This window comes from Eisenbergiella porci (genome assembly GCF_009696275.1).
Taxonomy (GTDB): domain Bacteria; phylum Bacillota; class Clostridia; order Lachnospirales; family Lachnospiraceae; genus Eisenbergiella; species Eisenbergiella porci.
Genome location: NZ_VUMI01000037.1, coordinates 1 through 22,527, shown reverse-complemented (window position 1 = coordinate 22,527; position 22,527 = coordinate 1). Strand labels below are relative to the sequence as shown.

General features: G+C 50.8%; 23 protein-coding genes. 8 read left to right on the top strand and 15 right to left on the bottom strand.

The features are described 5' to 3' along the window. Positions 1-4: 4 nt before the first annotated feature. Positions 5-379 (bottom strand): helix-turn-helix domain-containing protein, encoded by a 375-nt coding sequence (locus FYJ45_RS19515; RefSeq protein ID WP_154466801.1) that lies wholly within the window; start codon positions 377-379, stop codon positions 5-7. 723 nt (positions 380-1,102) lie between these two features. Between FYJ45_RS19515 and FYJ45_RS19510 the strand changes: the two genes are divergently transcribed. The 4 genes from FYJ45_RS19510 (at position 1,103) to FYJ45_RS19495 (ending at position 6,239) form a co-directional block, all read left to right on the top strand. After that, on the top strand, positions 1,103-1,315 hold the full coding sequence (locus FYJ45_RS19510) for a DUF6870 family protein (RefSeq protein ID WP_057572774.1): 213 nt from the start codon (positions 1,103-1,105) through the stop codon (positions 1,313-1,315). 122 nt (positions 1,316-1,437) lie between these two features. Then, complete coding sequence (locus tag FYJ45_RS19505; protein ID WP_142411306.1) at positions 1,438-3,066, top strand: recombinase family protein; 1,629 nt, start codon at positions 1,438-1,440, stop codon at positions 3,064-3,066. A 3-nt stretch (positions 3,067-3,069) separates the two neighbouring features. Further along, entirely contained in the window at positions 3,070-4,728 is a 1,659-nt protein-coding gene (locus FYJ45_RS19500) for a recombinase family protein (protein WP_321170265.1), read from the top strand. Then, complete coding sequence (locus FYJ45_RS19495) at positions 4,713-6,239, top strand: recombinase family protein (RefSeq protein WP_321170264.1); 1,527 nt, start codon at positions 4,713-4,715, stop codon at positions 6,237-6,239. The genes FYJ45_RS19500 and FYJ45_RS19495 overlap by 16 nt, the downstream gene beginning before the upstream one ends. Before the next feature lie 37 nt (positions 6,240-6,276). Here FYJ45_RS19495 and FYJ45_RS19490 read toward each other — a convergent pair whose 3' ends face one another. Beyond that, positions 6,277-7,257: a site-specific integrase gene (locus FYJ45_RS19490; protein ID WP_154466799.1), complete on the bottom strand. Its 981-nt coding sequence runs from the start codon at positions 7,255-7,257 to the stop codon at positions 6,277-6,279. A 2-nt stretch (positions 7,258-7,259) separates the two neighbouring features. After that, positions 7,260-7,454 (bottom strand): helix-turn-helix domain-containing protein, encoded by a 195-nt coding sequence (locus FYJ45_RS19485; RefSeq protein ID WP_154466798.1) that lies wholly within the window; start codon positions 7,452-7,454, stop codon positions 7,260-7,262. A gap of 301 nt (positions 7,455-7,755) precedes the next feature. On the opposite strand from FYJ45_RS19485, the gene FYJ45_RS19480 reads away from it, so the two are divergent. After that, a complete protein-coding gene (locus FYJ45_RS19480) occupies positions 7,756-8,244 on the top strand; it encodes a helix-turn-helix domain-containing protein (RefSeq protein ID WP_154466796.1) in 489 nt (162 codons plus the stop codon). Between the two features lie 197 nt (positions 8,245-8,441). On the opposite strand, the gene guaA is transcribed toward FYJ45_RS19480, so the two are convergent. From guaA to FYJ45_RS19450, 6 genes are all read right to left on the bottom strand, one after another. After that, positions 8,442-9,983, bottom strand: a complete 1,542-nt coding sequence (guaA, locus tag FYJ45_RS19475; RefSeq protein ID WP_154466794.1) for a glutamine-hydrolyzing GMP synthase — start codon at positions 9,981-9,983, stop codon at positions 8,442-8,444. Between the two features lie 428 nt (positions 9,984-10,411). After that, the gene (locus tag FYJ45_RS19470; RefSeq protein WP_154466792.1) at positions 10,412-11,752 is read right to left on the bottom strand and encodes an MATE family efflux transporter; all 1,341 of its coding nucleotides are present in this window, start codon (positions 11,750-11,752) and stop codon (positions 10,412-10,414) included. A gap of 100 nt (positions 11,753-11,852) precedes the next feature. Further along, entirely contained in the window at positions 11,853-12,119 is a 267-nt protein-coding gene (spoIIID, locus tag FYJ45_RS19465; RefSeq protein WP_025487534.1) for a sporulation transcriptional regulator SpoIIID, read from the bottom strand. A 435-nt stretch (positions 12,120-12,554) separates the two neighbouring features. Further along, positions 12,555-13,826, bottom strand: a complete 1,272-nt coding sequence (locus FYJ45_RS19460) for a PTS ascorbate transporter subunit IIC (protein WP_154466790.1) — start codon at positions 13,824-13,826, stop codon at positions 12,555-12,557. Positions 13,827-13,851: 25 nt separating this feature from the next. After that, complete coding sequence (locus tag FYJ45_RS19455; protein WP_154466788.1) at positions 13,852-14,142, bottom strand: PTS sugar transporter subunit IIB; 291 nt, start codon at positions 14,140-14,142, stop codon at positions 13,852-13,854. 35 nt (positions 14,143-14,177) lie between these two features. Next, positions 14,178-14,633 (bottom strand): PTS sugar transporter subunit IIA, encoded by a 456-nt coding sequence (locus FYJ45_RS19450; RefSeq protein ID WP_321170262.1) that lies wholly within the window; start codon positions 14,631-14,633, stop codon positions 14,178-14,180. A 291-nt stretch (positions 14,634-14,924) separates the two neighbouring features. On the opposite strand from FYJ45_RS19450, the gene FYJ45_RS19445 reads away from it, so the two are divergent. Beyond that, the gene (locus FYJ45_RS19445) at positions 14,925-16,937 is read left to right on the top strand and encodes a BglG family transcription antiterminator (protein WP_154466784.1); all 2,013 of its coding nucleotides are present in this window, start codon (positions 14,925-14,927) and stop codon (positions 16,935-16,937) included. Continuing rightward, positions 16,927-17,670, top strand: coding sequence for a sugar isomerase domain-containing protein (locus FYJ45_RS19440; protein ID WP_154466782.1), 744 nt, complete (start codon positions 16,927-16,929; stop codon positions 17,668-17,670). Before FYJ45_RS19445 ends, FYJ45_RS19440 begins: the two co-directional genes overlap by 11 nt. Positions 17,671-17,828: 158 nt before the next feature. On the opposite strand, the gene FYJ45_RS19435 is transcribed toward FYJ45_RS19440, so the two are convergent. The 5 genes from FYJ45_RS19435 to FYJ45_RS30880 all read right to left on the bottom strand — a co-directional run bounded on the left by FYJ45_RS19435 (position 17,829) and on the right by FYJ45_RS30880 (position 19,378). Beyond that, the gene (locus FYJ45_RS19435; protein WP_154466780.1) at positions 17,829-17,999 is read right to left on the bottom strand and encodes a response regulator; all 171 of its coding nucleotides are present in this window, start codon (positions 17,997-17,999) and stop codon (positions 17,829-17,831) included. Positions 18,000-18,127: 128 nt separating this feature from the next. Next, entirely contained in the window at positions 18,128-18,460 is a 333-nt protein-coding gene (locus FYJ45_RS30890) for an extracellular solute-binding protein (RefSeq protein ID WP_235930904.1), read from the bottom strand. 44 nt (positions 18,461-18,504) lie between these two features. After that, a complete protein-coding gene (locus tag FYJ45_RS31495; RefSeq protein ID WP_268890956.1) occupies positions 18,505-18,627 on the bottom strand; it encodes a hypothetical protein in 123 nt (40 codons plus the stop codon). After that, positions 18,609-19,091: an extracellular solute-binding protein gene (locus FYJ45_RS30885; protein ID WP_276893212.1), complete on the bottom strand. Its 483-nt coding sequence runs from the start codon at positions 19,089-19,091 to the stop codon at positions 18,609-18,611. The genes FYJ45_RS31495 and FYJ45_RS30885 overlap by 19 nt, the downstream gene beginning before the upstream one ends. A 20-nt stretch (positions 19,092-19,111) precedes the next feature. Further along, positions 19,112-19,378 carry a hypothetical protein gene (locus FYJ45_RS30880; RefSeq protein ID WP_235930903.1) on the bottom strand — a complete coding sequence of 89 codons (267 nt, stop codon included), beginning with the start codon at positions 19,376-19,378 and terminating at the stop codon, positions 19,112-19,114. A 314-nt stretch (positions 19,379-19,692) separates the two neighbouring features. On the opposite strand from FYJ45_RS30880, the gene FYJ45_RS19425 reads away from it, so the two are divergent. Next, a complete protein-coding gene (locus FYJ45_RS19425; protein ID WP_154466778.1) occupies positions 19,693-21,552 on the top strand; it encodes a glycoside hydrolase family 2 protein in 1,860 nt (619 codons plus the stop codon). Positions 21,553-21,625: 73 nt separating this feature from the next. Here the strand turns inward: FYJ45_RS19425 and FYJ45_RS19420 are convergent, their stop codons facing one another. Next, complete coding sequence (locus FYJ45_RS19420; protein WP_154466776.1) at positions 21,626-22,207, bottom strand: CDP-alcohol phosphatidyltransferase family protein; 582 nt, start codon at positions 22,205-22,207, stop codon at positions 21,626-21,628. Positions 22,208-22,527 lie beyond the last annotated feature (320 nt).

Sequence of the window (22,527 nt, the reverse complement as noted above, 5' to 3'; positions counted from 1 at the left end):
CAGCTTACTTATCCTCTAAATGTTCATCTGGATCAACCCCAGCTGTCTTTACCATCTCTTTCAGCTCATCAGCCAACGCGCGGGTCGAGTTTAACAGCACTTTTCTGGCAGCCGGAGGGCACGAAAGGTAAAGCTGCCGCATATCGTTGGCGGCTTGCTCATCTTCTGGCAAATCGAGATTCATCAGGGAATCCAAGGACAAATTCAAGACTTTGCAAAAAGCACGCAGAACCTCAAAGGAAGGGTTCTTTACCCCTCTTTCACAGCTTTGAACGTGCTTCAGCGAAAAATGGCTCTGATCTGCGAGTTCCTGTTGCGTCAGTCCTTTTTCCTTACGCGCTTTTTGTATCCTTCGTCCCAATTCTTTTAACAGTTCCATAAGTACTATCGTCTCCTTAATAATATTTTATCGTGCCCATTTTTCTGTCGGAAGAACCTTATAAAAGGTATTTTTAAGTACGATAGTACCTATTTTATTTTGCTTGCTGGGTACTTGCTCTTCACTAAACTCCTTGTAAGGCGGCAAGACCAAAAATATTTTCAAAAAAATCGCATTACCAGACAGGACAAATCACCTATTTTTGTCATGGTTGTCAAGAAGGAGTTTTTTCTTCTCTGTTCTTTGACAACCGAATAGACGGCATTTCTGGTACATAGCCCATGTACGAGCGAATCAGGCGCGCCGCCAAGAAGGACAAGCCAAAGAGGTGATGAACCGGCTGTCCTGAGCGATCAACGCAAGCCTGAAACCCGGAGGTGGCACTTCGGGTCGCGGTGACTGCATGGGGGCTTAAAGATACTTCCTCACGGCCTCCTAAAGACTTGGGGGGAACCCTGCGGCGCACGAGTAAAACGACGCTGCGGAGTTATGACAGCCGCGCCAGCGGAGACCAGGAATGTCCCTATCGTCAGGGGCGCGTGGCAAATGTGACGAAAGTAACGGATATTATCTGAAAGGCTGCGTCCATTTGCTGTTAGCAACAACAAGGCATCATTTGGGTGCAGTCCTTTCTTTTCAAAGTCAGATACCATGAGCTGGCAGCTCTGGTTGCCAGCTCATTCATGTGATTTTGAAACCGACTTCAAAGAAAGGAGAACACTTATGAGCCAGCTAACACAAACATCAACCGATGAATTGGTTGACATCCGTGAAGTCACGGTAGATAAAGACCTCCCCAAAGAGGAACGGATCGCGGCCTTTCTTCACCAGATCAAAAACCCCTATCGCTTTCGCTGCGGCGATTTTGTGGTAAACGCTGCATTTTCCAGCAACGGGGTCACATTGGAGGAATGCCTGCAAGGGATTTTAAGGTAATCGACATCCTCGCTCTTTTTCCAAAAGCGTGCTACGATGTGTATGGAAAAGGATGAAAACTGAAAACCTCGAAATCCACTCTTTTCTTGCGGGAGCTTCCGGGAGGAAAGGAGTGCTTTTTCATGCCAAAATATCAGGCAACAGCTTACATTCGTCTGTCTTACACAGATGATCGCTCCAGCGAGAGCGACAGCGTTACCAACCAGCGGAAGCTGATTGAGAACTTCATTGAACGAAACCCGGACATCCAAATCGTATCCGAAAAAATCGACGATGGTTACAGCGGTATCATTTTTGACCGTCCGGCGTTTAAGGAAATGATGCAGGACATCACCGATGGCAAGATCAACTGTGTCATTGTAAAGGACCTCTCCCGCCTGGGACGAGAGTACATTGAAACCGGACGCTACCTGCGCCGGGTATTCCCAACTTATGGGGTCCGCTTTATTGCCATCACGGATAACATCGACACCGCCCATGAAGGCAGCGGTGACGATCTGACCGTATCCGTCAAAAACATTATGAACGAAGCCTACTGCCGGGATATTTCCATCAAGACCCGTACCTCTTTGGATATAAAGCGCCGTAACGGAGATTTTGTTGGAGCCTTTCCCGTTTACGGCTATATGAAGTCTGAGGAAAACAAAAACCTGCTTGTACCTGACCCGTATGCTTCCCGCGTTGTCCAGGACATCTTCCGTATGCGCCTGGATGGGACGAGCGCCCTGCGAATCGCCACCGTGCTGAATGAAATGGGCATCCTCTCCCCCCTTGCTTATAAGAAAAACAATGGTTTTCCTTATGCCAAACACGGCTATGCCGACAAAGAGGATTGCAAGTGGTCTGCTACAACGATCATCCGCATTTTGCAGGATGAAACCTATATCGGCACATTGGTACAGGGGAAGCAAGGCTCCCCGCACTACAAAATCAAGCAGATGGAGCAGCGGCCGTCCTCTGAATGGATTCGCGTCCCTGATGCCCATGAACCGCTGATTGCCAAGCAGGATTTTGAACTTGTCCAGCGTATCCGCAGACTGGATACCCGGACTTCTCCCAAGCAGGATACGGTGTATCTGTTTTCCGGTGTCTTAATCTGCGGGTGCTGTGGGAGCCGCATGACGCGGAAAACGAACCGGGTCAAGGGCAAGGAATATCACTATTATTATTGCCCCACCGGGAAAAAGCATGGCTGCACCAACCCGGTAATGCTCAAGGAAAGCGATCTTGTCGAGTGCGTCAAGGACAGTCTGAAAGGCTACATCGACAATGTGAGCTGCCTGCAAGCCATCCTGGACGGTATCGACCAGAGCAGCATCAACCAAGCACTTGCCAATGAATACGCCTCCCACATCGCCGCCAATGAGCAGCAGGTGGAACAGGCGCTTGAATTTAAGGCCCGACTGTATGAAAGCCTGATTACCGGCACCATCAGCAAAGAGGAATATACCGACTATAAGGCCAGATACACGAGGATTGCGGAAAACGCGAAAGAGAGTATTCGGGTCTTAAAGGAAAAGCTGGCTGATGTTCTGGAGAACCGGAGTGAACGGAACCGCTGGATTTCCCACTTCACACAGTTTTCTACGATGGAGACCCTGGACCGCAAAGCTGTGGTTCACATGATACAGAGTATCAAGGTGATTGGAAAAAAGGAATTGGAGATCACCTTTACATACCAGGACGAATACCAGAAAGCGATCCAGCTGATCCAGCTGGCAGAGCAAACAAGCCAAAGAAAGGTGGGATGATTTGTGGCAAGAAAAAGCAGAAAGGAAACTGTGGTGCTTCCTGCACCGGAGATAGATCCCTCTTGCCGCGCTGGAATTTATGTGCGGCTTTCCGTTGAGGATAAGCATACCCACACCGTTTCTATCGAAACCCAGCAGCTGATTATCGCCCGGTATCTGGAGCAGAACCCGGAGATTATTGTGGTACAGACCTACATTGACAATGGCGCAACGGGTACGAACTTCCACCGCCCCGGCTTCCAGCAGATGCTCTCCGATATTGAAGCGGGTCTTATCAACTGCGTCATTGTAAAGGACCTCTCCCGCCTGGGGCGAAATGTCATAGACACAGGCTACTATATCGAGCGTTACTTTCCCATGCAGAAAGTCCGCTTTATTGCCGTAAATGACCGCTACGATTCTTCTTCCCCGGATAATGCCCACGATGGTATCATCATCCCGCTGCGGAACATGATTAACGAAGCCTATGCGATGGATATTGCCAGGAAAATCAAAGCCCAGCAGCGACAGGCTATGAAAGACGGCAAGTATGTTGGTGGGCGCACACCCTATGGATATTTGAAAGCTCCAGATGATTGCCACCAGCTGATTGTTGATCCTGTGGCTGCCGAGGTAGTCAAAACCATGTTCCAATGGGCCGCCGAGGGCGCAGGATTAAACACCATAGCGGTACGATTGAACGAGGCCGGGTATCTCTCTCCCAGCCACTACAAGAGGACTTTGGGAGAGATCACCCATGAAAATCTGGTAGGCAATGGGCATTGGCAAACCCGCACCGTAGCCAAAATTCTTCGCGCAGAGGTTTATACCGGAGATCTGGTGCAAGGGGTATCTAAAATCATTGACCACAAGCAGGTCAGAGCCAGCGCCGATGAATGGACAACGGTACGCGGCACCCATGAAGCCATCATCAGCCGGGAGCTGTTTGCCGCTGTTCAGAAAGCGTTGGACCAGGCTGCACAGCAGGCAAAAGACAGGGAGATCCATTCCTGGTCCCCCAATCTTTTGAAAGGCAAAATCTTCTGCGCCCACTGCGGACGCAGCCTTCACCGACAGAAATGCGTCCGCAGAAAGTCACAGGAGGTATATGTCTACCACTGTATCAGCAACAACCGTATCAAAAAGGGCGTTTGTCCTGGTGCATTTATCTTTGAAAAAGAGCTGCTGGATACCTTGGCCGATATGATACAGGAACAGCTTGATACCACGCTGGGGCAATACTCTCTTGGTCTGGAAAACCTCTCCAAAGAAGCCGAGGAACAGAAAAACATACAGGCTAAAATCGCCAGCCGGAAACAGGAAATCCAGCAGCTGCGAACCTATCAGCGCGGATTGTATGAGGGCCTGATCCAGAACCATCTGTCAAAAGACGAGTATTTTACCTTCAAAGAAAAATACGAAGCCAAAATTGAGGCCATCAGCAAAGAAATCGAGCAGCTGAAAGCAGGGCTTGCGATTCTCGCCAAGCAGCTGGAACAGTATAAAATGCCGTCCCAGGATGCACAGCATATCAAGGAAGATCGCCAGCTGACGGCAGCTCTGATTGACCGCCTGATTGACCGTGTAGAGGTCTCAAGAGAAAAGCGGATTACGGTTCGTTTCCGCTTCCAGAGCGAATTTGAGCATTGTGAGGAGGTGCTGAGCCAGTGCAGAAATATGTGATTGCCCTTTATATCCGCCTTTCCCTGGAGGATTATAAATACGACAGTATGAGCATTGAAAACCAGCACCTTGCGCTGAACGAATTTGTTTCTTCCATGCCGGAGTCCACTCATGCAGAAGTCCTTGAGTTTATCGACAACGGGTATAGCGGGACAAACTTCGAACGCCCCAAAGTCCAGGAGCTGATTGAGATGGTGCGGGCCAATAAGATCGACTGCATCATCGTAAAAGACTTTTCCCGGTTTGGACGAAACAGCATTGAGACTGGCTATTTCATTGAGCGTGTGTTCCCTCTGTTTCACACTCGGTTCATTTCTATCAACGATGATTTTGACAGCGATCAGCACAAGGGCGATACCGGCGGTATGGATGTGGCTTTCAAGTATCTGATCAGCGAGTATTACAGCCGGGATATGTCCATCAAGACCAAAAGCGCCAAGTACGCCAAAATGCAGCGCGGCGAATACCAGAGCAAAGTTTGCCCTTACGGGTATCGCAAAAGCGCCAATGGCAGAATGGAACCGAACCCGGAAACCGCTGCTGTGGTACAGCTCATTTTCCAACTTGCCGCAACCGGAATTGGAGCGGCAGCCGTTACCAGGGAACTCTTTAAGCGAGGCATACCGACCCCCGGAGAATACAAAGCAGCGCATGGGCAGCAGTACCACGATGTCTCCCGCTCCCGTGGACGCTGGAGCAGTTCTACGGTTCTCCGTATCCTGGAGGACGAACGCTATATCGGCTCCTATGTAATCGGGCGTCGTGCAGTCATTGAAGTGGGCGGCACAAGAAGCCGCAAGAAGGACCGGGACAAATGGTTCATTATTCCCGACCATCATCCGGCAATCGTTGACAAAGAACTATTTGAAAAGGTGCAGGCTGTGCAGCGCCGATTCTCCTTGCCGACCAAGAAAACCAGGGAGTACCCACTAAAAGGCAAGGTCTATTGTGGCTGCTGCGATCATGCACTCTCCCGCATCGCCCAAAAGAGACCGTTTTATATGTGCCGCCATTCTACCGCTGATGTGAACAGCCGCTGCCGCGATGTCCGGGCAGATGTTGCTGGGCTGGAAGAAGCCGTCCTCCTCACTTTGAAAAAGCAGCTGGAAATCCTGCTGCCCGTACATAAAGACGGCACCATTCACCTGGAGGCTACCGCTGCCAAATGCTCTGAGTATGAGAAGCAGCTGGAAGCCTTGAGGGATCAGAAGCAATCTCTCTTTGAACGGTATCTCCTGGGGCAGATCGAGCTGGACACTTATAAATTGGAGAAAGCAGTTTATGACGCAGAAATACTGAAAGTCAAAAATGCCTATGCTGCTGTCACCGCCCAGGCAAAGCTGAAGCGAGAAGAACAGGCCCGCCAAAGCAGCCGACAAGAGATCGTTCACTCGATTGTAGAAGCGGATGTGCTGACGTCTGAGCTGACCGATCTGCTGATTGAAAAGGTGTATGTATTCCCCGACAACCGCATTGAGATTGTTTACAAAATCCATGACCTCTTTGAATAATTGAAGATACAAAAACGGAAAACCCAGGCTATCAAATCTATCTTGGTAGCTTGGGTTTTCTGCTTTTCAGAATTATATTTTTTGTCGTGTGCTTGACATACGGGTGACGAATATCGTGGATTCGGATGCGCGGCACACCGGCCTCTTTGGAACCCCGATCCATCTCCCGATGGAGATAACTTTTGGTGACGGTAAACATTCGGTCATCTGCTCCAATGCCGTAGAGCATTTTGAGGTAATCCTGAATTTCCTCGGCTAAAAATTGCGGCATGGTGATGACGCGATTGCTCTTTTCCGTCTTGGGGGTGGTAATCAGATCCTGGCCGTTCAGCCGCTGGTAGGATTTGTTGATGGTGACAGTGCACTTCTCAAAATCAAAGTCTGCCGGGGTCAAAGCCAGAAGTTCTCCCTCTCGGATACCGCACCAGTAAAGCATCTCAAAAGCATAGAAGGACAGCGGCTTGTCCATCATCACATCGGCAAATTTCAAATACTGCTCCTTAGTCCAGAACATCATCTCCCGGTTTTTCTTTTTTCCCATGCTGCCTGCCTTTTTACAAGGGTTATCCCGGAGGTTGTAATACCGTACTGCGTGGTTGAAGATGGCGCTGAGTTGATTGTGAACCGTTTTCAGGTACACCGGCGAGTAGGGCTTGCCGTTCTCGTCCTTGTGGTTCAGCATCTCGTTCTGCCAGGTGATAATCTGTTGGGCGGTGATGTTGCACATCTTCAGCTTACCGAAGTAGGGGAGCAGTTTGGTGCGGATAATATGCTCCTTTGTGGCCCAGGTGTTTTCCTTAAGCCGGGTTTTCATATCTGCCGTGTAGAGGTCCACGAAGCTCTTAAAGGTCATGTCCAGGTCGGCGCTGGTCTTGTTGAGCTGTTCCCGCTCCCAGGCTTGTGCCTCCCGTTTGGTCCTGAAACCCCGCTTCTGGGTCTGCTTGCGCTCGCCGTTCCAGTCAGTATAGCGGTAGACCGCCCGCCAGGTGTTGGTTTTTTCTTCCTTATAGACTGCCATGATTAGCCCTTCTTTCCCGTCTTGCCGTAGCAAAACTTCTCCATGAAAAAGTTTCGATTGACCCGCCCGGAGATGGTCAGATAGCCCTTCTCACGGAGTTCGGCGTTGAGCTTGTGGATCACCTTGTAGGCGTGGGACTTGGAGATGCCCAGCTCCTGGGCCACTTCCTCCACGCGTATAAAGTTTTGTGCCTGCATTGAAAATACCTTCCTTTCCTCATTGATGGCTGCTGCGGCTGGATATTGTGTTCCATAAATGCCTCCTCACTTTCGTCCGCCATTTTTTCCCGGATGTATAACCAGGGATTGCGGCAGTTCTTTTTTATTTATCGATTCTAAGCTATTATGCTTAGTCCATTATCATTATACTAAGCAAAATAGCTTGTGTCAATCGGAGTACGCAAAATAAATTAAATAAAATTGTTTAGGATTCTCTTGACTTTACTAAGCATTTCTGCTACGCTTTTCCTAAGAACAACCAACGATTGGAGTGGATGATATGGCGATTGGCGAACGGATTCACTTTTTCCGTCTCCTGCGGGGGATGACTCAGAAATATCTCGGCATGGCGCTGGGCTTCCCGGAGAAGTCTGCCGATGTGCGCCTTGCTCAGTACGAAACAGGATCAAGGACCCCAAAGGCAGACCTTACCGCCGCCTTAGCCAAGGTACTGGATGTCTCTCCCCATGCCCTCTCCGTCCCGGACATAGACTCCTATGTGGGGCTCATGCACACCCTGTTTACCCTGGAGGATAACTACGGACTCAAGATCAGCGAGATAGATGGAGAAGTCTGCTTGAAGGTTGATATGCGGAAGAACAAGGACGCCGCCCGACTGCACGAGATGCTCTGTTCCTGGCAGCAGGCCGCTGCCATGCTGGAGGCGGGCGAAATCTCCAAAGAGGATTACGACAAGTGGCGCTACCATTACCCGGAGTTTGATAAAGCTCAAACCTATGTGAAGGTGCCGCCCCAGGATTTCTTTTGACCCTCTCACTTGTAGGCCACGGGAGAGGCTGTTTGTTGCACAGGATAATAATAAAAAGAAAAAGAGAGCTAACTGACTAATCAAAATCAGTTAGCTCTCTTTTTATGAATAATGAAAAAATGTTGCCAAATCGTTGCCACAAAGGGCCTTAACCCCTCAAAAACCCAGCAAAATCAGGCTTTTCCGGGCCTCTGAAATCATTCCCACTCAATCGTCGCCGGCGGCTTCCCCGTACAATCATAAAGCACCCGGTTCACATTCTTCACCTCATTCACAATCCTGCTGCTCACTCTCCCAATCAGCTCCCAGGGAAGCTCAGCGAATTCCGCAGTCATGAAATCGGTAGTGGTCACGGCGCGCAGAGCGACTGCATAATCATAAGTCCGCTCATCCCCCATAACCCCAACGGAGCGCATATTGGTAAGCGCTGCAAAATACTGATCCGGCTTATTCGGAATATCAGCCTTTGCAATCTCTTCCCGGTAAATCGCATCCGCATCCTGCAGCATCCGGACCTTATCCTCCGTCACCTCTCCGATAATCCGGATAGCAAGTCCCGGGCCGGGGAAGGGCTGACGGCTGATCAGCTTTTCAGGAATGCCAAGCTCACGGCCAGCCGCACGCACCTCATCCTTAAAGAGCAGGCGGAGCGGCTCCACGATTTCCTTGAAATCCACATAATCCGGCAGGCCGCCCACATTATGGTGGCTCTTGATCACGGCGGATTTGCCCAGGCCGCTTTCAATCACATCCGGATAAATGGTTCCCTGCACCAGGAAATCCACAGCGCCAATTTTCTGCGCCTCTTCTTCAAACACGCGGATGAATTCCTCGCCGATTATCTTTCTTTTATCTTCCGGCTCCACTGCGCCGGCAAGCTTTTCATAAAAACGCTTCTGCGCGTTCACACGGATAAAATTCAAATCATAAGGGCCATTGGGTCCGAATACCTCTTCCACCTCGTCCCCTTCGTTTTTGCGAAGCAGGCCGTGATCCACAAAAACACAGGTAAGCTGTTTCCCCACAGCTTTTGACAGCAGCACGGCAGCCACGGAAGAATCCACGCCGCCGGAAAGTGCGCACAGCACCTTGCCGTTTCCGATTCTTTCACGCAGCGCCTGAATGCTTGTCTCCACAAAGGAGTCCATCTTCCAGTCTCCAGCGCAGCCACAGATATCAAACAGGAAATTCGCCAGCATTTTCTTTCCTTCCTGGGTATGCATTACCTCAGGATGGAACTGCACACAATACAGGCCTTTTTCCACGTTCTCGGCTGCAGCCACAGGGCAGACCGGCGTGGAGGCCTTTATTTCAAATCCGGGGGCGGGCTGGGATATATAATCTGTATGGCTCATCCAGCAGACAGAAGTCCCGGATACGTTGGTGAACATTTTTCCAGTGGTGTCAAAATGTACCTCCGTCTTGCCATATTCCCGCACAGGCGCTGTGGAAACCCTGCCGCCCAACAGGTGGTTCATCAGCTGCGCGCCGTAGCAGATGCCCAGCACCGGAATTCCCAGTTCAAAAATACCTTTATCACAGGAAGGAGAATCGTCGCCGTATACGCTGTTGGGGCCGCCCGTAAAAATAATGCCTTTGGGATTCATTTTCCGGATTTCCTCAAGACTCATCGTATGGGGGTGAACCTCGCAGTACACATTGCATTCCCTGACTCTTCTGGCAATCAGCTGATTGTACTGCCCGCCGAAGTCCAGGACAATAACCATTTCTCTTTCCATTTTTTCCTCCATTCTGCCGCAGGGCGGCACGACCGTATATTACGGGTAAAATCACAGGCAACTTTTTTCAGTAAATATTGTATCCATTAAAAATACATTTCATTATAAAATAATCCCTGCCTGTTTGTCAAAACCTTTTCTTTCCGAATTTGTCCGTATTTTCCCAGTTTATAACAGTTCAGCCTTCGGCCGAACTGTTACTGCATCCGCCCGTTATAAGTCGCTTTCGGCGAGGGGCGGATGCCTGCCGCCACCACGTTTTCTTACGGTCTGCGCAGTAAATGCGCTGACCTGCCTGAACTGTTACCCCGGTTTTCTTGCTGATTTTTCCCCATTTTACACAATCCGGCCATGGAGGGGCCTGCCTTCGGCTCATGCATCCTGCCGCAGTTAGCATTTTCCACCTGGCATTTCCGCCGGTCGTATCCCTACTGTTCCCTCTGCCTGTGCATCGCCATTTCCCATTTATGTCCTCTGTACCTGCATGTGTAGCAGATCGCGCGGAAAATCCAGTCCACCACCATAGCCGCCCAGACGCCCAGAAGTCCCAGATTGAACTCATAAGTAAACAGGTAGGAGGCGCCTACGCGGAACACCCACATAGAGAGGATAGCGACTGCCATGGTCCAGATGACATCCCCTGCAGAACGCAATGTGTTTGGCAGAGTAAAGGACGGCACCCAGAAAAGGATCACCATGATATTATGGAAGCGCACCACCTCTATGGCCATCTTTGCAGCTTCAGGCCCCAGGTTGTACATTTTAATCAGCAGCGGCATTCCAAAAAACATCAGAACTGAAATTACAGCGGTGATGCCGATGGCTATCTTCATCAGTTTTTTCGTATAATATCTTGCCTGTTTGTATTCGCCCGCACCCACGCATACGGCGGAAACCGAAACCAGCGCAAGGTTGATTGCGCCGCCCGCAAGGATATTCCAGGAGGCCAGTGTATTTGACACGGCATTTGCCGCGATGGCTGAGGTCCCCATTGTGGCTACAACGCTCAGCACCAGAATTTTGCCCAGCTGAAACATGCTATTTTCCATGCCGTTGGGTATTGCAATGTAGAGTATCTTCTTAATTAAATCCCCGTTAAAACGGAACCTGACCTGTCCGCAGAAATTGATCTCCCGCTTAGGATTAAACATCATGCAGAAAATTACGATAGCCCCCACGAAACGGGACACCGTGGTGGGAATCGCAGCGCCCGCAACACCCCATTTCAGTCCGAAAATACATATCGCATTGCCGGTGATGTTGATCGCGTTGATAAGCAGGGAAATCCACATGGTAACCTTGGCGTTATTCATGGAGCGGAATATTGCCGCGCAGGAATTATAAATCGCCAGCCCGGAAAAAGAAAGCGCCGTAATAATAAGGTAGGTTTTGGCAGACTGCATAACCTCCGGCTCGATTTTGCCGAACATCAGGAGCAGCAGCTTGTCATGAAAACCGATAAAAATAATGGATATGGCCAGCGCCAGCGTGGTGGCGAACATGATGATCTGCCAGGCCGCTTTGCTCGCCTCCTCCGGGTGCTTCTGCCCCAGAAAATGTCCGGCCACCACCGCGCCGCCTGTAGCAAGCGCTGAAAAAACATTAATCAGCAGGATGTTCACCGTATCCACCAGGGATACCCCTGATACGGCCGCCTCCCCGACAACGGATATCATGATGGTGTCCGCCATGCCGACAGCTATTGCCAGCGTCTGTTCGATGACCAGGGGAGTGATCAGTTTTTTCAGGTCCTTGTTTGAATATAACATTTGAGTTTTCCTGCCCTTATATTTTTCTTTTGTACTCTGCATAATTTTTAGCTTTTCAGTTTCTTTACAATCAGCTTATCTTTACACAGTAATTGCTTATTTATTTTATTCCGTTTTGTGACTGATGTAAATACTTTTCTCTGGTCGCAAGACCGCCCCTGATGTGGCGCTCCGACTTATTTACATCTAATACTTTCCTGGCTTCCTTGGCTAATGCAGGATTAATCTGAGACAGGCGTTCCGTAACATCCTTATGTACGGTTGACTTGCTGATGCCGAACTGTTTCGCAGTCTGTCGTACAGTGGCATTGTAGTCAATAATATAGTTGGCAATATCGATTGCTCGCTCCTCGATATAATCTTTCACGGAATTCCCCCGGAAAACTTGTTTTTACAATGTATGCGGGGATAGAAACCTGTATGTCAACTTTTCCGGGGATAAAATCAAAACTGTTTTTCGTTCACTGTCTGTCCCATTCTTCGAATGCGCCCTCCCACATTTTCTTCCCGAAAGGCCGCACAGTATCGCCTGTGCGTTCTGCATATTTCGAAGCATATTTAATGAAAAATATAAATGCTCTCTTCTGAAACGAAGCTCCTTTATGCGGATTTTGCTCCAAACCGGAACCCTTTCAAACTGCTCCGCCCCAAACCCGCCAGACTCTCTTCACTCTAAAAACCCCCTGCATCCGCCGCCGGATAAATTCCGGCATCCCGCAGATGCAGGGGGTTTTCTTTTTATTATGTCATCCTAAACTGTCTCTATTTTCCATTACCCTTCATAAATAACGAAAACCTGCAATTAATGGAGCAGTCTTGCAATAGCCCCTTCCACGATGCCCCACAGCGAGAAGTCCTGGCCGCCGTAAACAAGCATCCAGTTGTTGATGGTATTTCCAAAGAAATAGGAACCGAAGCCTACCAGGAATACCATAATAATACCGCTGAGAGCCGCGCCTACAATACAGCCCCTGATACCGCCGGTGGCGTTGCCGATGATGGACGCACAGCCGATTTCAAAGAAGCAGGTAAAGGTCAGCGGAATGATAACCGTAGGGAACATTCCTGCCGTGAGGATAATTGTAATTGTTGATGTAATCATGGCTACGATGAAGCCGATAATCAGCGCATTGGGTGCACAGTTGAAAATAACAGGGCAGTCCAGCGCCGGGATAGCTCCCGGAACCACCTTTACTGCAATTCCCTTGAAAGCGGGAACGATTTCCGCAATCAGCATACGGACGCCGAGAAGCATGATGGTAACGCCCACGCCGAAGTAAATCGCCTTTGTGAAAATAAAGGTGAATATACCGGTCTTTCCGCCTGCATAGCCCCAGACTTCTCCGGGAACCAGGCCGTTGGCCTTCAAAATAAAGAACATTACAATGTATGTAATACAGATAACAATAGATCCTGTAATGGATACCTCACGCAGGAAGCCAAGACTCTTGGGGAACTTGATATCCTCCGTGGATTTTTCCTTGTTGCCGATGACCTTGCCCAGATAACCGGAAATCAGGGAAAGCACGGTGGTGGGGTGGCCGATGGTGAAGCTGTCGTCCCCGGTCACTTCCTTAACCAGCGGACGCATCAGGTTCGGGGATATTACCATATAAGCTGCCGTAAAAATGGTGGCCAGACCGATCAGCTTGCCGCCTGTCAGCCCTGCGTCAACACCCGCAGCAATAAATACATAGGGGAACCAATACAGCATATGTCCTGTCAGGAATACGGATTTCCATTTTGTAAAGCGGGCAAACAAAAGGTTAAATGCGAATGCAATCAGCATTACGATACCGATCTGTGTGCCGTACACGGACATATCAATGTCCGGCTTGCCGTTGGCCGCAGGCATCATGGTATTAAAAGCCGCCGCCAGGCCGTCAATGGAATTGCCTGTGATAATCCCGGTACCCTGGGACAGAACAAAGAAGCCGATTGCGGTCATCATCGTACCGCGGACCACCTCGCTGAACTGCTTCTTTTGCAGCAAAAGACCAATCATAGCGATTAATGCCAGGAAAATAGCACCCTGACCGAAGATCTCATTAATGATAAAATTCAATACAACCATAAATCCCTCTCCCTCCTATGAAACACTATTTTTCCAAACTTTCAAAGTATTCCAGCGTTTTCTGCGTTACTTCCTTCTTATTTACGAAGCTGCCGATCGTCACTACCGGAACCTTACTGCGTTCCTGAACACGTCCGGCAAGCTCCTCCGATGTAAAAATCACGTCGCAGGGCGTTGAAGTGCATGTGCCGACATCTCCGCAGAATACCTCCGCATCCAGCTTATTTTCCTTCAGGATTTCTTCTATTTTCATTTTCAGGAAAAGGGAAGAACCGCATCCGAAGCCGCACACTGTCTGAATTCTTATTGTGCCCATCCATTTTACCTCCTTCTCTTTAATCTCTGCCTGATTCAGGCAGGCATTTCCTTTCCGGCCATTATCCGGACCACCTCTTCCACACTGGTCGCTTTGGCAATCATATCGATCCGCTCCTCCGCAAGCAGTGTTTCAGCGACCCTGGACAGAGTGTCCAGATGTGAGGTACTGTCCGTACATCCCAGGCACAGAAGCACGGACACCGGGTCATTGGGTGAGCCAAACTCAACCGGAGTATCCAGTGTAATCAACGCCATGTCGCTTTTTACCACATCTTCACACGGTGCTGCATGGGCCAGCGCAAAGCCGGGCATTATCACGATATAAGGCCCCAGCTCCTTCACAGACTGAATCATTTTTTCCACATAAGCGGGCCTGATGCTTCCTTCCTCCACCAGAACCGCCCCTGCCTTACGCACAGCCTCCTCCCAGTCAGCCGCTTTTTCTTTGATTCGTATATGACTCTCATTGAGTATTTTATCCAAAGACACGACCTCCTTTTATCATTTTTTGTGCATTTAGCATAACATTTCTCAGGGTCAATGCCTAGTTCATTTTCTTTCACATTCTTTGGAAACAACCTTGCCTTTTCTCTCCCCTTCCCCGCCCTTATAATGAAATTATATTGGAATTTTATGTTTGGATACCTGAAATTTATATACTCCCCGGGCCGGCCAAAAGGTGGAGCTGTAAAGCAGACAGCGCGGCAGACTGTGAGAAGAGGCAGGGGAATACATAAATTTCAGGTGTACAGGCATACAATACGGAAAGGGGGATAATGCATGAACAGGCAGACAAGCAAACTGCTTACCATACTTCTTAATTCGCCCGGCCAGTATTTTCATTATGAAGAGCTGGCGGCGCGTTTTCATGTCAGTACCCGCTCGATGCGTAATTATGTCCAATCCATCCTGGAATTCCTGGAGGATCAGAACCTGCAGCCCGTTCTGTCGGTTTCCGAAGGGGGAATTGCATTTACCGGAGGAGCCGAGGAAAGCAGCCTCCTGCTGCAGGCCGCTGTGGATAATGATTTTTACCTGTACCGGCTCTCTCCGGAGGAACGCAGCCATATCATCCTGCTGACTTTGCTTATCAGTGATGATTTCTGCAATATTTTTGCGCTGTCGGAAAAATTCAATGTCAGCCGCACCACCATCTTAAAGGATATGGAGCAGGTGAAGGTTTTTCTGTCCCGCTACAACATCAGCTTCGATCCGGCCATGAACAGAGGTTATCTGCTCCGGCCCACGGAACGGCAGCGCAGGGACATGATCATGCGGATAATCCAGTCGGCCATGGGCGCGGTTTTTTCCCTGCACAGGGAAGTGAATATATATGAACGCTTCCTTTATGATGAGTGGGATTTGGAAAACTATTTTCCGTTCCTCAAGCAGCTCCTTCTGGATGTGGAACAGCAGTATGAGCTGGATGTATCCGATGCGTGTTTTGAAGAGCTGCTGCTCATGCTCTCCATCATTACCGTCCGTCTGGAAAGAGGCGCCTGCATCAGGGAAAGCACGCTGGAGGAAAAAACCTTTCAGAATCTTCTTGTTTACGAGCTTGCCGGAAATATCCTGGAGGTGCTGGGCCGTCGTTATCACCTGGCCGTGAGCGAGGCTGAGATCCAGTATCTGGCCTCCAAGCTGTATTATTGCCGTTTTTACAGCCGGGCGCCCATAGAAAATGCCCAGGACGTAAAGCTGCACATGGCGCTGACCAGCTTCCTTATGAAAATAAGCGGTGAAATGGATATCCCGCTGTATGAGGACAATAAAATCGTCAACCAGTTGGAAAGCCATCTGCGCGATATTGACAAGGCGCATGCCGAGGGCGTTCCTCTGGAAAATGATTATACGGAGCAGATGATTTCAGAATATCCGGAATATTTTCAGCTGATCTGCCATCATCTTCCCACGCTGGAGGCCACCACCGGCTATACCTATACCAGGGACGACATCGCGGTAATCCTCATCTACCTTGTAGTAGCCGTGGAACGGCATTTTAAAAATGATATCCTGCCCAAGGTGATCGTGGTATGCCACACGGGCATCGGCACCGCCAATTTTCTTGCGGAGCGGCTGAGCACCAATTTCAATATCAGAATCATGGCGGTTACCTCCAACCACAAGCTGCCGGATATCATGAAAAACTACGATTTTGATCTGATAATATCCACCATCACGCTGTCGGAGCCGGAGGAGCTGTGGGTCAAGGTTTCCCCCATGCTGGAGGACGAGGACATCCTGCGGCTGCAAAAGCTTTTCATGGATATCAAAAAGGATAAAAAAAGAATGAACGTACAACCCCGGCCCCGTGAAAGCATGCCCGGCATCCGTTCCGTGCTCCGGGAGGAAAACATCCTGCTGGACACGCCCTGCGGCGACTGGAAGTCGGTAATACAGAGAGCCGCCGGCCCGCTCCTGATGAGCGGCAGCATCGATACCAGTTATATCGATGCCATGATACAGTCCTTTGAAACCAACGGTTCCTATTTTGTTTACTGCCCCGGCGTGGCGCTGGCTCATGCAGGCCCCGGGGACGGCGTGCATTTCTTCGGCCTGTCCCTGATCCGGCTGAAAAAACCGGTTCCCTTTGGCCACCGCCTGCACGATCCGGTCCGCTGGTGCATCTGCCTTGCCATCCAGGAAAAGGACGAAAGAATCCAGTACGTCCTGCGGCTGATGGATCTGCTGAGCAATCCCCGCATCCTCCGGGAAATGGACGGCATCCGGGACAGAAAGGAGCTGCTTGCATATCTTCTTGAAAAAGAAAGGGAGGAATCATATGAACAGTAAAAGCTTTGACTATCTTACACATGTGGAAGAGATTCTGGAACGGTTAAAAAATACCCAGTGGGAATCCATGGATGCCTGCGCAGGGAAGATGGCGGAGGCGATTGCCGGCGGCCATTCCGTCTTTGCCTTCGGCGCATCCCACGCCGGCATCCTGGCCCAGGAGCTGTTCTACCGTACCGGCGGGCTGGCAGTCCTCAACGCAATCCTGCCTTCGGAATTCATGCTTAACACCCGGCCCGTCACCCAGACAAGCACCATGGAAAAGCTGGACGGCTACCCAACTGCCATCCTGAAGCATACCCCCATTCATGAAGGCGATGTGCTTCTGCTCCATTCCGTTTCCGGACGAAACACCGCCGCCATCGAAATGGCAATAGAGGCCCGGAAAATGGGGGTATCCACCATTGCAATCACCAATATGGAATATACCAGCCAGGTGAGCAGCCGCCATAAAAGCGGTAAAAAGCTGTACGAGGTCTGCGACATCGTTATTGACAACTGCGGTGATTTTGAAGACTCCAGCATGCTGCTGCCCGGCATGAACCAGAAAATCGGCCCCACCTCCAGCGCGGTAGGCTGTACCATCGTCAATATGATCGTGATCCGCACCGTGGAGTACCTGCAGGAAATGGGCATTGAACCGCCGATTTTCCACAGCGCCAACGTGGACGGCGGAGAAGAATTCAATAATGTTCTGTTTGAAAAGTATAAGGAGCAGATTCATTATATGTAACTGTCATTGGCAGACACTGAGAAAAATAAATATAACATACACAAGCCTTACCTGCCTCCTGACAGAGAAAGCTGGAAGCAGGGCATATGCCTGCCAGGCGCATAAAAAGCCGGCGGAGGTTCTTCACCCTCCGCCGGCTTTTACGGCCGCGTGCCCAATTACATCACATCTAATTCCCCGGGCCTGTTCTTTTCCATCCGGTTTTCTTTTCCGATAATCCGCCGCATCGTCCGGATGAGGTCTTCCATCTGAAAAGGCTTCGCCAGATGGGCGTTCATCCCGCTTTCCAGGGATTTTTTCACATCCTCTTCAAAGGCGTTGGCGCTCATCGCTACAATGGGGACCGTCCTGGCATCCGGCCTGCCGGAGGCTCTTATCGGTGCTGTCGCCCGTCACCCATTCCTCTAAAATCACGATTTCCCGGGTAAATTCAATATTTTTCTCCCTTGCCTGAGGTTCAATCCGCCACAAGCGTATCGTATGTTTTCTCCGGCACCTCAAGTCCGGCTTCCTCAATGATCTTATCCAGCTCAGCCTTGTCATTGGCAGCCTTTTTTACCGGAAGATAGCCGGAAGAGCAGCCGAATTCAATGTTGTTCTCCGCCTGGGTAAACCACTTCAGGAATTCCGTGCAGGCATACTCCTTCGTCTCATCCGTTTTGGTCACCACCATGCCCGCGCCCTGCTGCACCGCATAATTCTCACCGCCTTCGAACACGGGCGCCGGAAGGATGATGTATTCTATGGGGTAGGTCTCCTCCTCCAGCTCCACCGCATCCGGGAAATACATGGCGGAGGTCGTAGAACCTGTATAGGAAATAAGCTCGCCTATTTTTACTCGGAGCGGAACCTGCCGTAAGCGCTGAAATATCCTTTCACATAGGGAACGTACCAGGTATCCCAGATACGCTTCATCACAGCTTTATCCACCTGAAGCGTCACCTGTTGGTTTTCCACCTTGAAAATCTCGGTTCCCAGCTGCATGGAGCCGATAATAAACAGATTGGCCATCGCATCCCTGCCGTAAAAAGCCTTGCCGTCATTGGGTATCTGTCCGTCCATTCATAATATTCCCCGGCTGTTTCCGTCAGCCCCTCCATCGTTGACAGGGAGGACAGCTGGGCGCCGGTAGCCTGGGAGAATTTATCCCAGTCCGTTTTATCCAGCATGAAGATTTCGCTGGATTTGGCCGTGGGAAAAATAAACAACTGGCTGCCTTCCCCAATCCTGCCCTCTTCCACGTAGGAGTCCACATATTCGCTCAGCTCCTCCTGGGTGATATAAGGGGAAATGTCGGCCAGATAGCCCATCTGCTGGATTTCATAGGCCGTATCCGCATAGCAGGAGAACATATCCGGGGCGTCCTCGCTGCCCACCTCCTTCTTCAGGGCGGACATTACCACCTCTTCCAACTGGTTCACGTCGCCTTTGCTGGCGCTTTTTACAAAAATGCCCTTTTCAGTCCCACCGTATCGTTGAATTCCTTAACAAGCGCGTCGAAAGCGGTCTGCTGGGCGCCGTTATAATAATGCCATGCCGTTACCGTCTCCGGGTTGTCCGGATCCAGCTTTCCCTTCTCCTTACCGCACCCGGCCAACAGGGCCATTCCTGCCGCCGCCAGGCAAAGCAAAACAGACAGCCTCACCTTTTTCATGCCTCCCGTCCGTGTTTCTGCCTTCCCCGGCATCTTCCCTCTGAATAATCTCATGGCACGCTTTCCTCCCCAAAAATATTTAGTGTAACAGTTCAGGCGGGCTGAACCGTTACTGCATCCGACCTGGAAATCGCCGCGCGTGTGGCCGGATGCCTGCTGCCGCCACGTTTTCTCACGGACTGCGCAGTAAATGCGCAGTACTGTCTGAACTAATATGTAATAATTACCTGTATCGTTACATTATACATGATTCCTGTGTACTTTGCACCCTTTCCCTGCTATTTTTCCGGACGAAAAAATGCTATACTGTAACCAGTTACCCACAAAGCTTTTGAATACATGCCCGTCAGGCAGAAAGGTGGAATACGATGGGAAAAAAGAAGGATAACGGCGCACCGGCTCTGTGCAGCACCCGGTGGACCCGCAGCATAGATTCCGGCAATGCATGGAAGGAATATCCCCGTCCCGCTATGGTACGGGCATCCTATATCAATCTGAACGGAATGTGGGATTACTGTTTTACCCCTTTCCCCGGCATTCCTGCCCGTTTTGAGGGAAGGATACCGGTCCCCTTTTCTCCGGAAGCCCCGCTGTCCGGCGTGGGACGAAGGCTTTCGCCGGACGAATTCCTGTGGTACCGCCGCAGCTTTGCCCTCCCCAAACGGCAGGAGGGCCAAAGGGTGCTGCTCCATTTCGGGGCCGTGGATCAGGAATGTGCCGTCTTTATAAATGGGAAACCAGCCGGGGAGCACACGGGCGGCTATCTCCCCTTCACGCTGGATATTACGGATATGGCCAAAGAAGCCTCCAATGAGCTGCTGGTGCGCGTGCGGGATTACAGTGATACCTCCTATTACAGCAGGGGAAAACAGAAGCTTGATAAGGGAGGGATGTTCTATACCGCCCAGAGCGGTATCTGGCAGACCGTGTGGCTGGAGCTTGTCCCCGATCCCTATATTGCGTCCGTCCTTTTTACGCCGGATTATGACGGCTCCTGCTGCCGTGTGCGGGTTTCTGCCGGAGGCTGCAGACCAGGAAGTCCTATCCGCTGTACGGTGCGTCCGGAAACGGAAGAGGACAGACAATACCGGGACGATCCGGCGCGGCCCGCAGCCGGCGTACAGCCCTCCGGCGCAGTGTGCGTCCGGACCCTTTCCCCTGACCGAGAGGCGGTACTTCCCCTGCCTGCTTTCCACGCCTGGACCCCGGAAGATCCCTTCCTTTATCACGCAGCCTTGGAAATGGGGGATGACAGGGTGGAATGCTATTTTGCCATGCGCAAATGCGATATCCAAACCGACGGCAACGGCCTGCGCCGTATCTTCCTGAATAACCGGCCTTATATGCAGGCCGGCGTCCTGGATCAGGGCTACTGGCCGGACGGCCTTTACACCGCGCCCTGTGATGAGGCATTTATTTATGATATCAGGGCCATGAAGGAGCTGGGCTTCAATATGCTTCGCAAGCATATCAAAATAGAGCCGCAGCGCTGGTACTATCACTGCGACAGGCTGGGAATGCTGGTGTGGCAGGATATGGTATGCGGCGGCAGCTCCTACCGCCACTGGTTCGTCACCTACCTTGCCACCCTTTTTAACGCCATGCACGTTACCATTAAGGACGGCAGGCACAGCCGCAGCCTTCTTTCCCGCAGGGATGCGGAGGGGCGGAAGCAATTTTTCCGTGAAACAAGGGATACGGTAGAAGCCCTGCGCATCCATCCGTCCATCGTTTGCTGGGTTCCTTTTAATGAGGGCTGGGGACAGTTCGACTCCCTGAAGGCCGCGGATTTTGTACGCAGCCTGGATCCCACAAGGCTGATAGACCACGCCAGCGGCTGGTTTGACCAGAAGGGCGGCGACCTGTGCAGCCTGCACTATTATTTCTTTACCCTGAAATTCCGGCCGGAGCCTGTCCGCGCCCTGGCGCTTACCGAGTTCGGCGGCTATTCCTGGCAGATTCCGGGGCACAGCTACAGCGAGAAGCTCTACGGCTACGGAAAATATGACAGCCGCCAGGCTCTCACCCGGGGCTACCGCCGCCTTCTGGCCTCCACCATTCTTCCTGCGGTAAAGCAGGGCATTTCCGCCACCATCTACACCCAGCTGTCCGATGTGGAGGAGGAGGTAAACGGATTGTACACCTATGACCGGGAAATCCTGAAGCCGAACGGTGAAACGGTCCGCAGACTGAATCAGGAGCTGAAAAATGCCGTTAACCGGCACTGATCAGCTCCTGCAGATTTCTTTCTTTTTATAGCCTTTCTTCTTATGGCCTTCCTTCTTACGGCCTTAAGGACAGTTATTTTCCGCAAGGCTCGCTTTCCTTCCACATTTTCCGGAAAACGGGAATGTACATGATGAGGCTGAACAGCATGACAGCGCCGCAGACAAATATCAGCAGATTGGCGGCCGTCAGGCTGATTCCGGGGAACAGCAGCAGAATGAACAGCAGCACGTAAAGCACCGCGGTGCACACCTTGCCGAACCACATGGCGCCGTCCAGCTTCTTCCCCCTGGGAAGAAGCAGCAGCCCCATGATTCCCATAAATCCTTCTTTCAGGATAAAAAGCGCCAGCACCGCCCGCATCAGCGGATAACGCACAGCGAAGCAGAGCACCAGCGCTCCCTGCGTCAGCTTGTCCGCCAGCGGATCGATAAACTTCCCAAGCTCTGTAATCATATTGAATTTCCTGGCAACCTTGCCGTCAAACATATCCGTCAGCCCTGAGATCCCAACCAGCACCGCCGCCGTATAATAATCCGACACCCCGTCCGCATGCACATAGATCCAGGAAAAAACCGGAATCAGAAGGATACGGAAATATCCCATCAGATTGGGTATGGAAAAAATCTCTTTTGCTGTCATCTTTGGTTTATTCATAGCTGTGATGTCCTTTCCCGGCCCTCGGCCTGCCCTCGGCCTGCGCTCCGTAAGCTTACCTTCCGTCAATGCCGTACCGGAAAGCTTTTCCGCCGCAACAGTCTGTTCCCTTCACTGCGGCTTCATCGCAGCCGCCATATTACCTCCCATTATACCTTCCGCCGCCCGTCTTAGCAATCCTGCGGCAAAATAAACAGCTCTGAAAGGCGAAAATTTCTCGCACAAAAATTACTGATAAGCACTGAAGATTTAGCCGATGCATGATAAAATAAAAAAAAGTTTTTCGCAAAGGAGAAAATTTATCGTGACAAGGGCTGAAC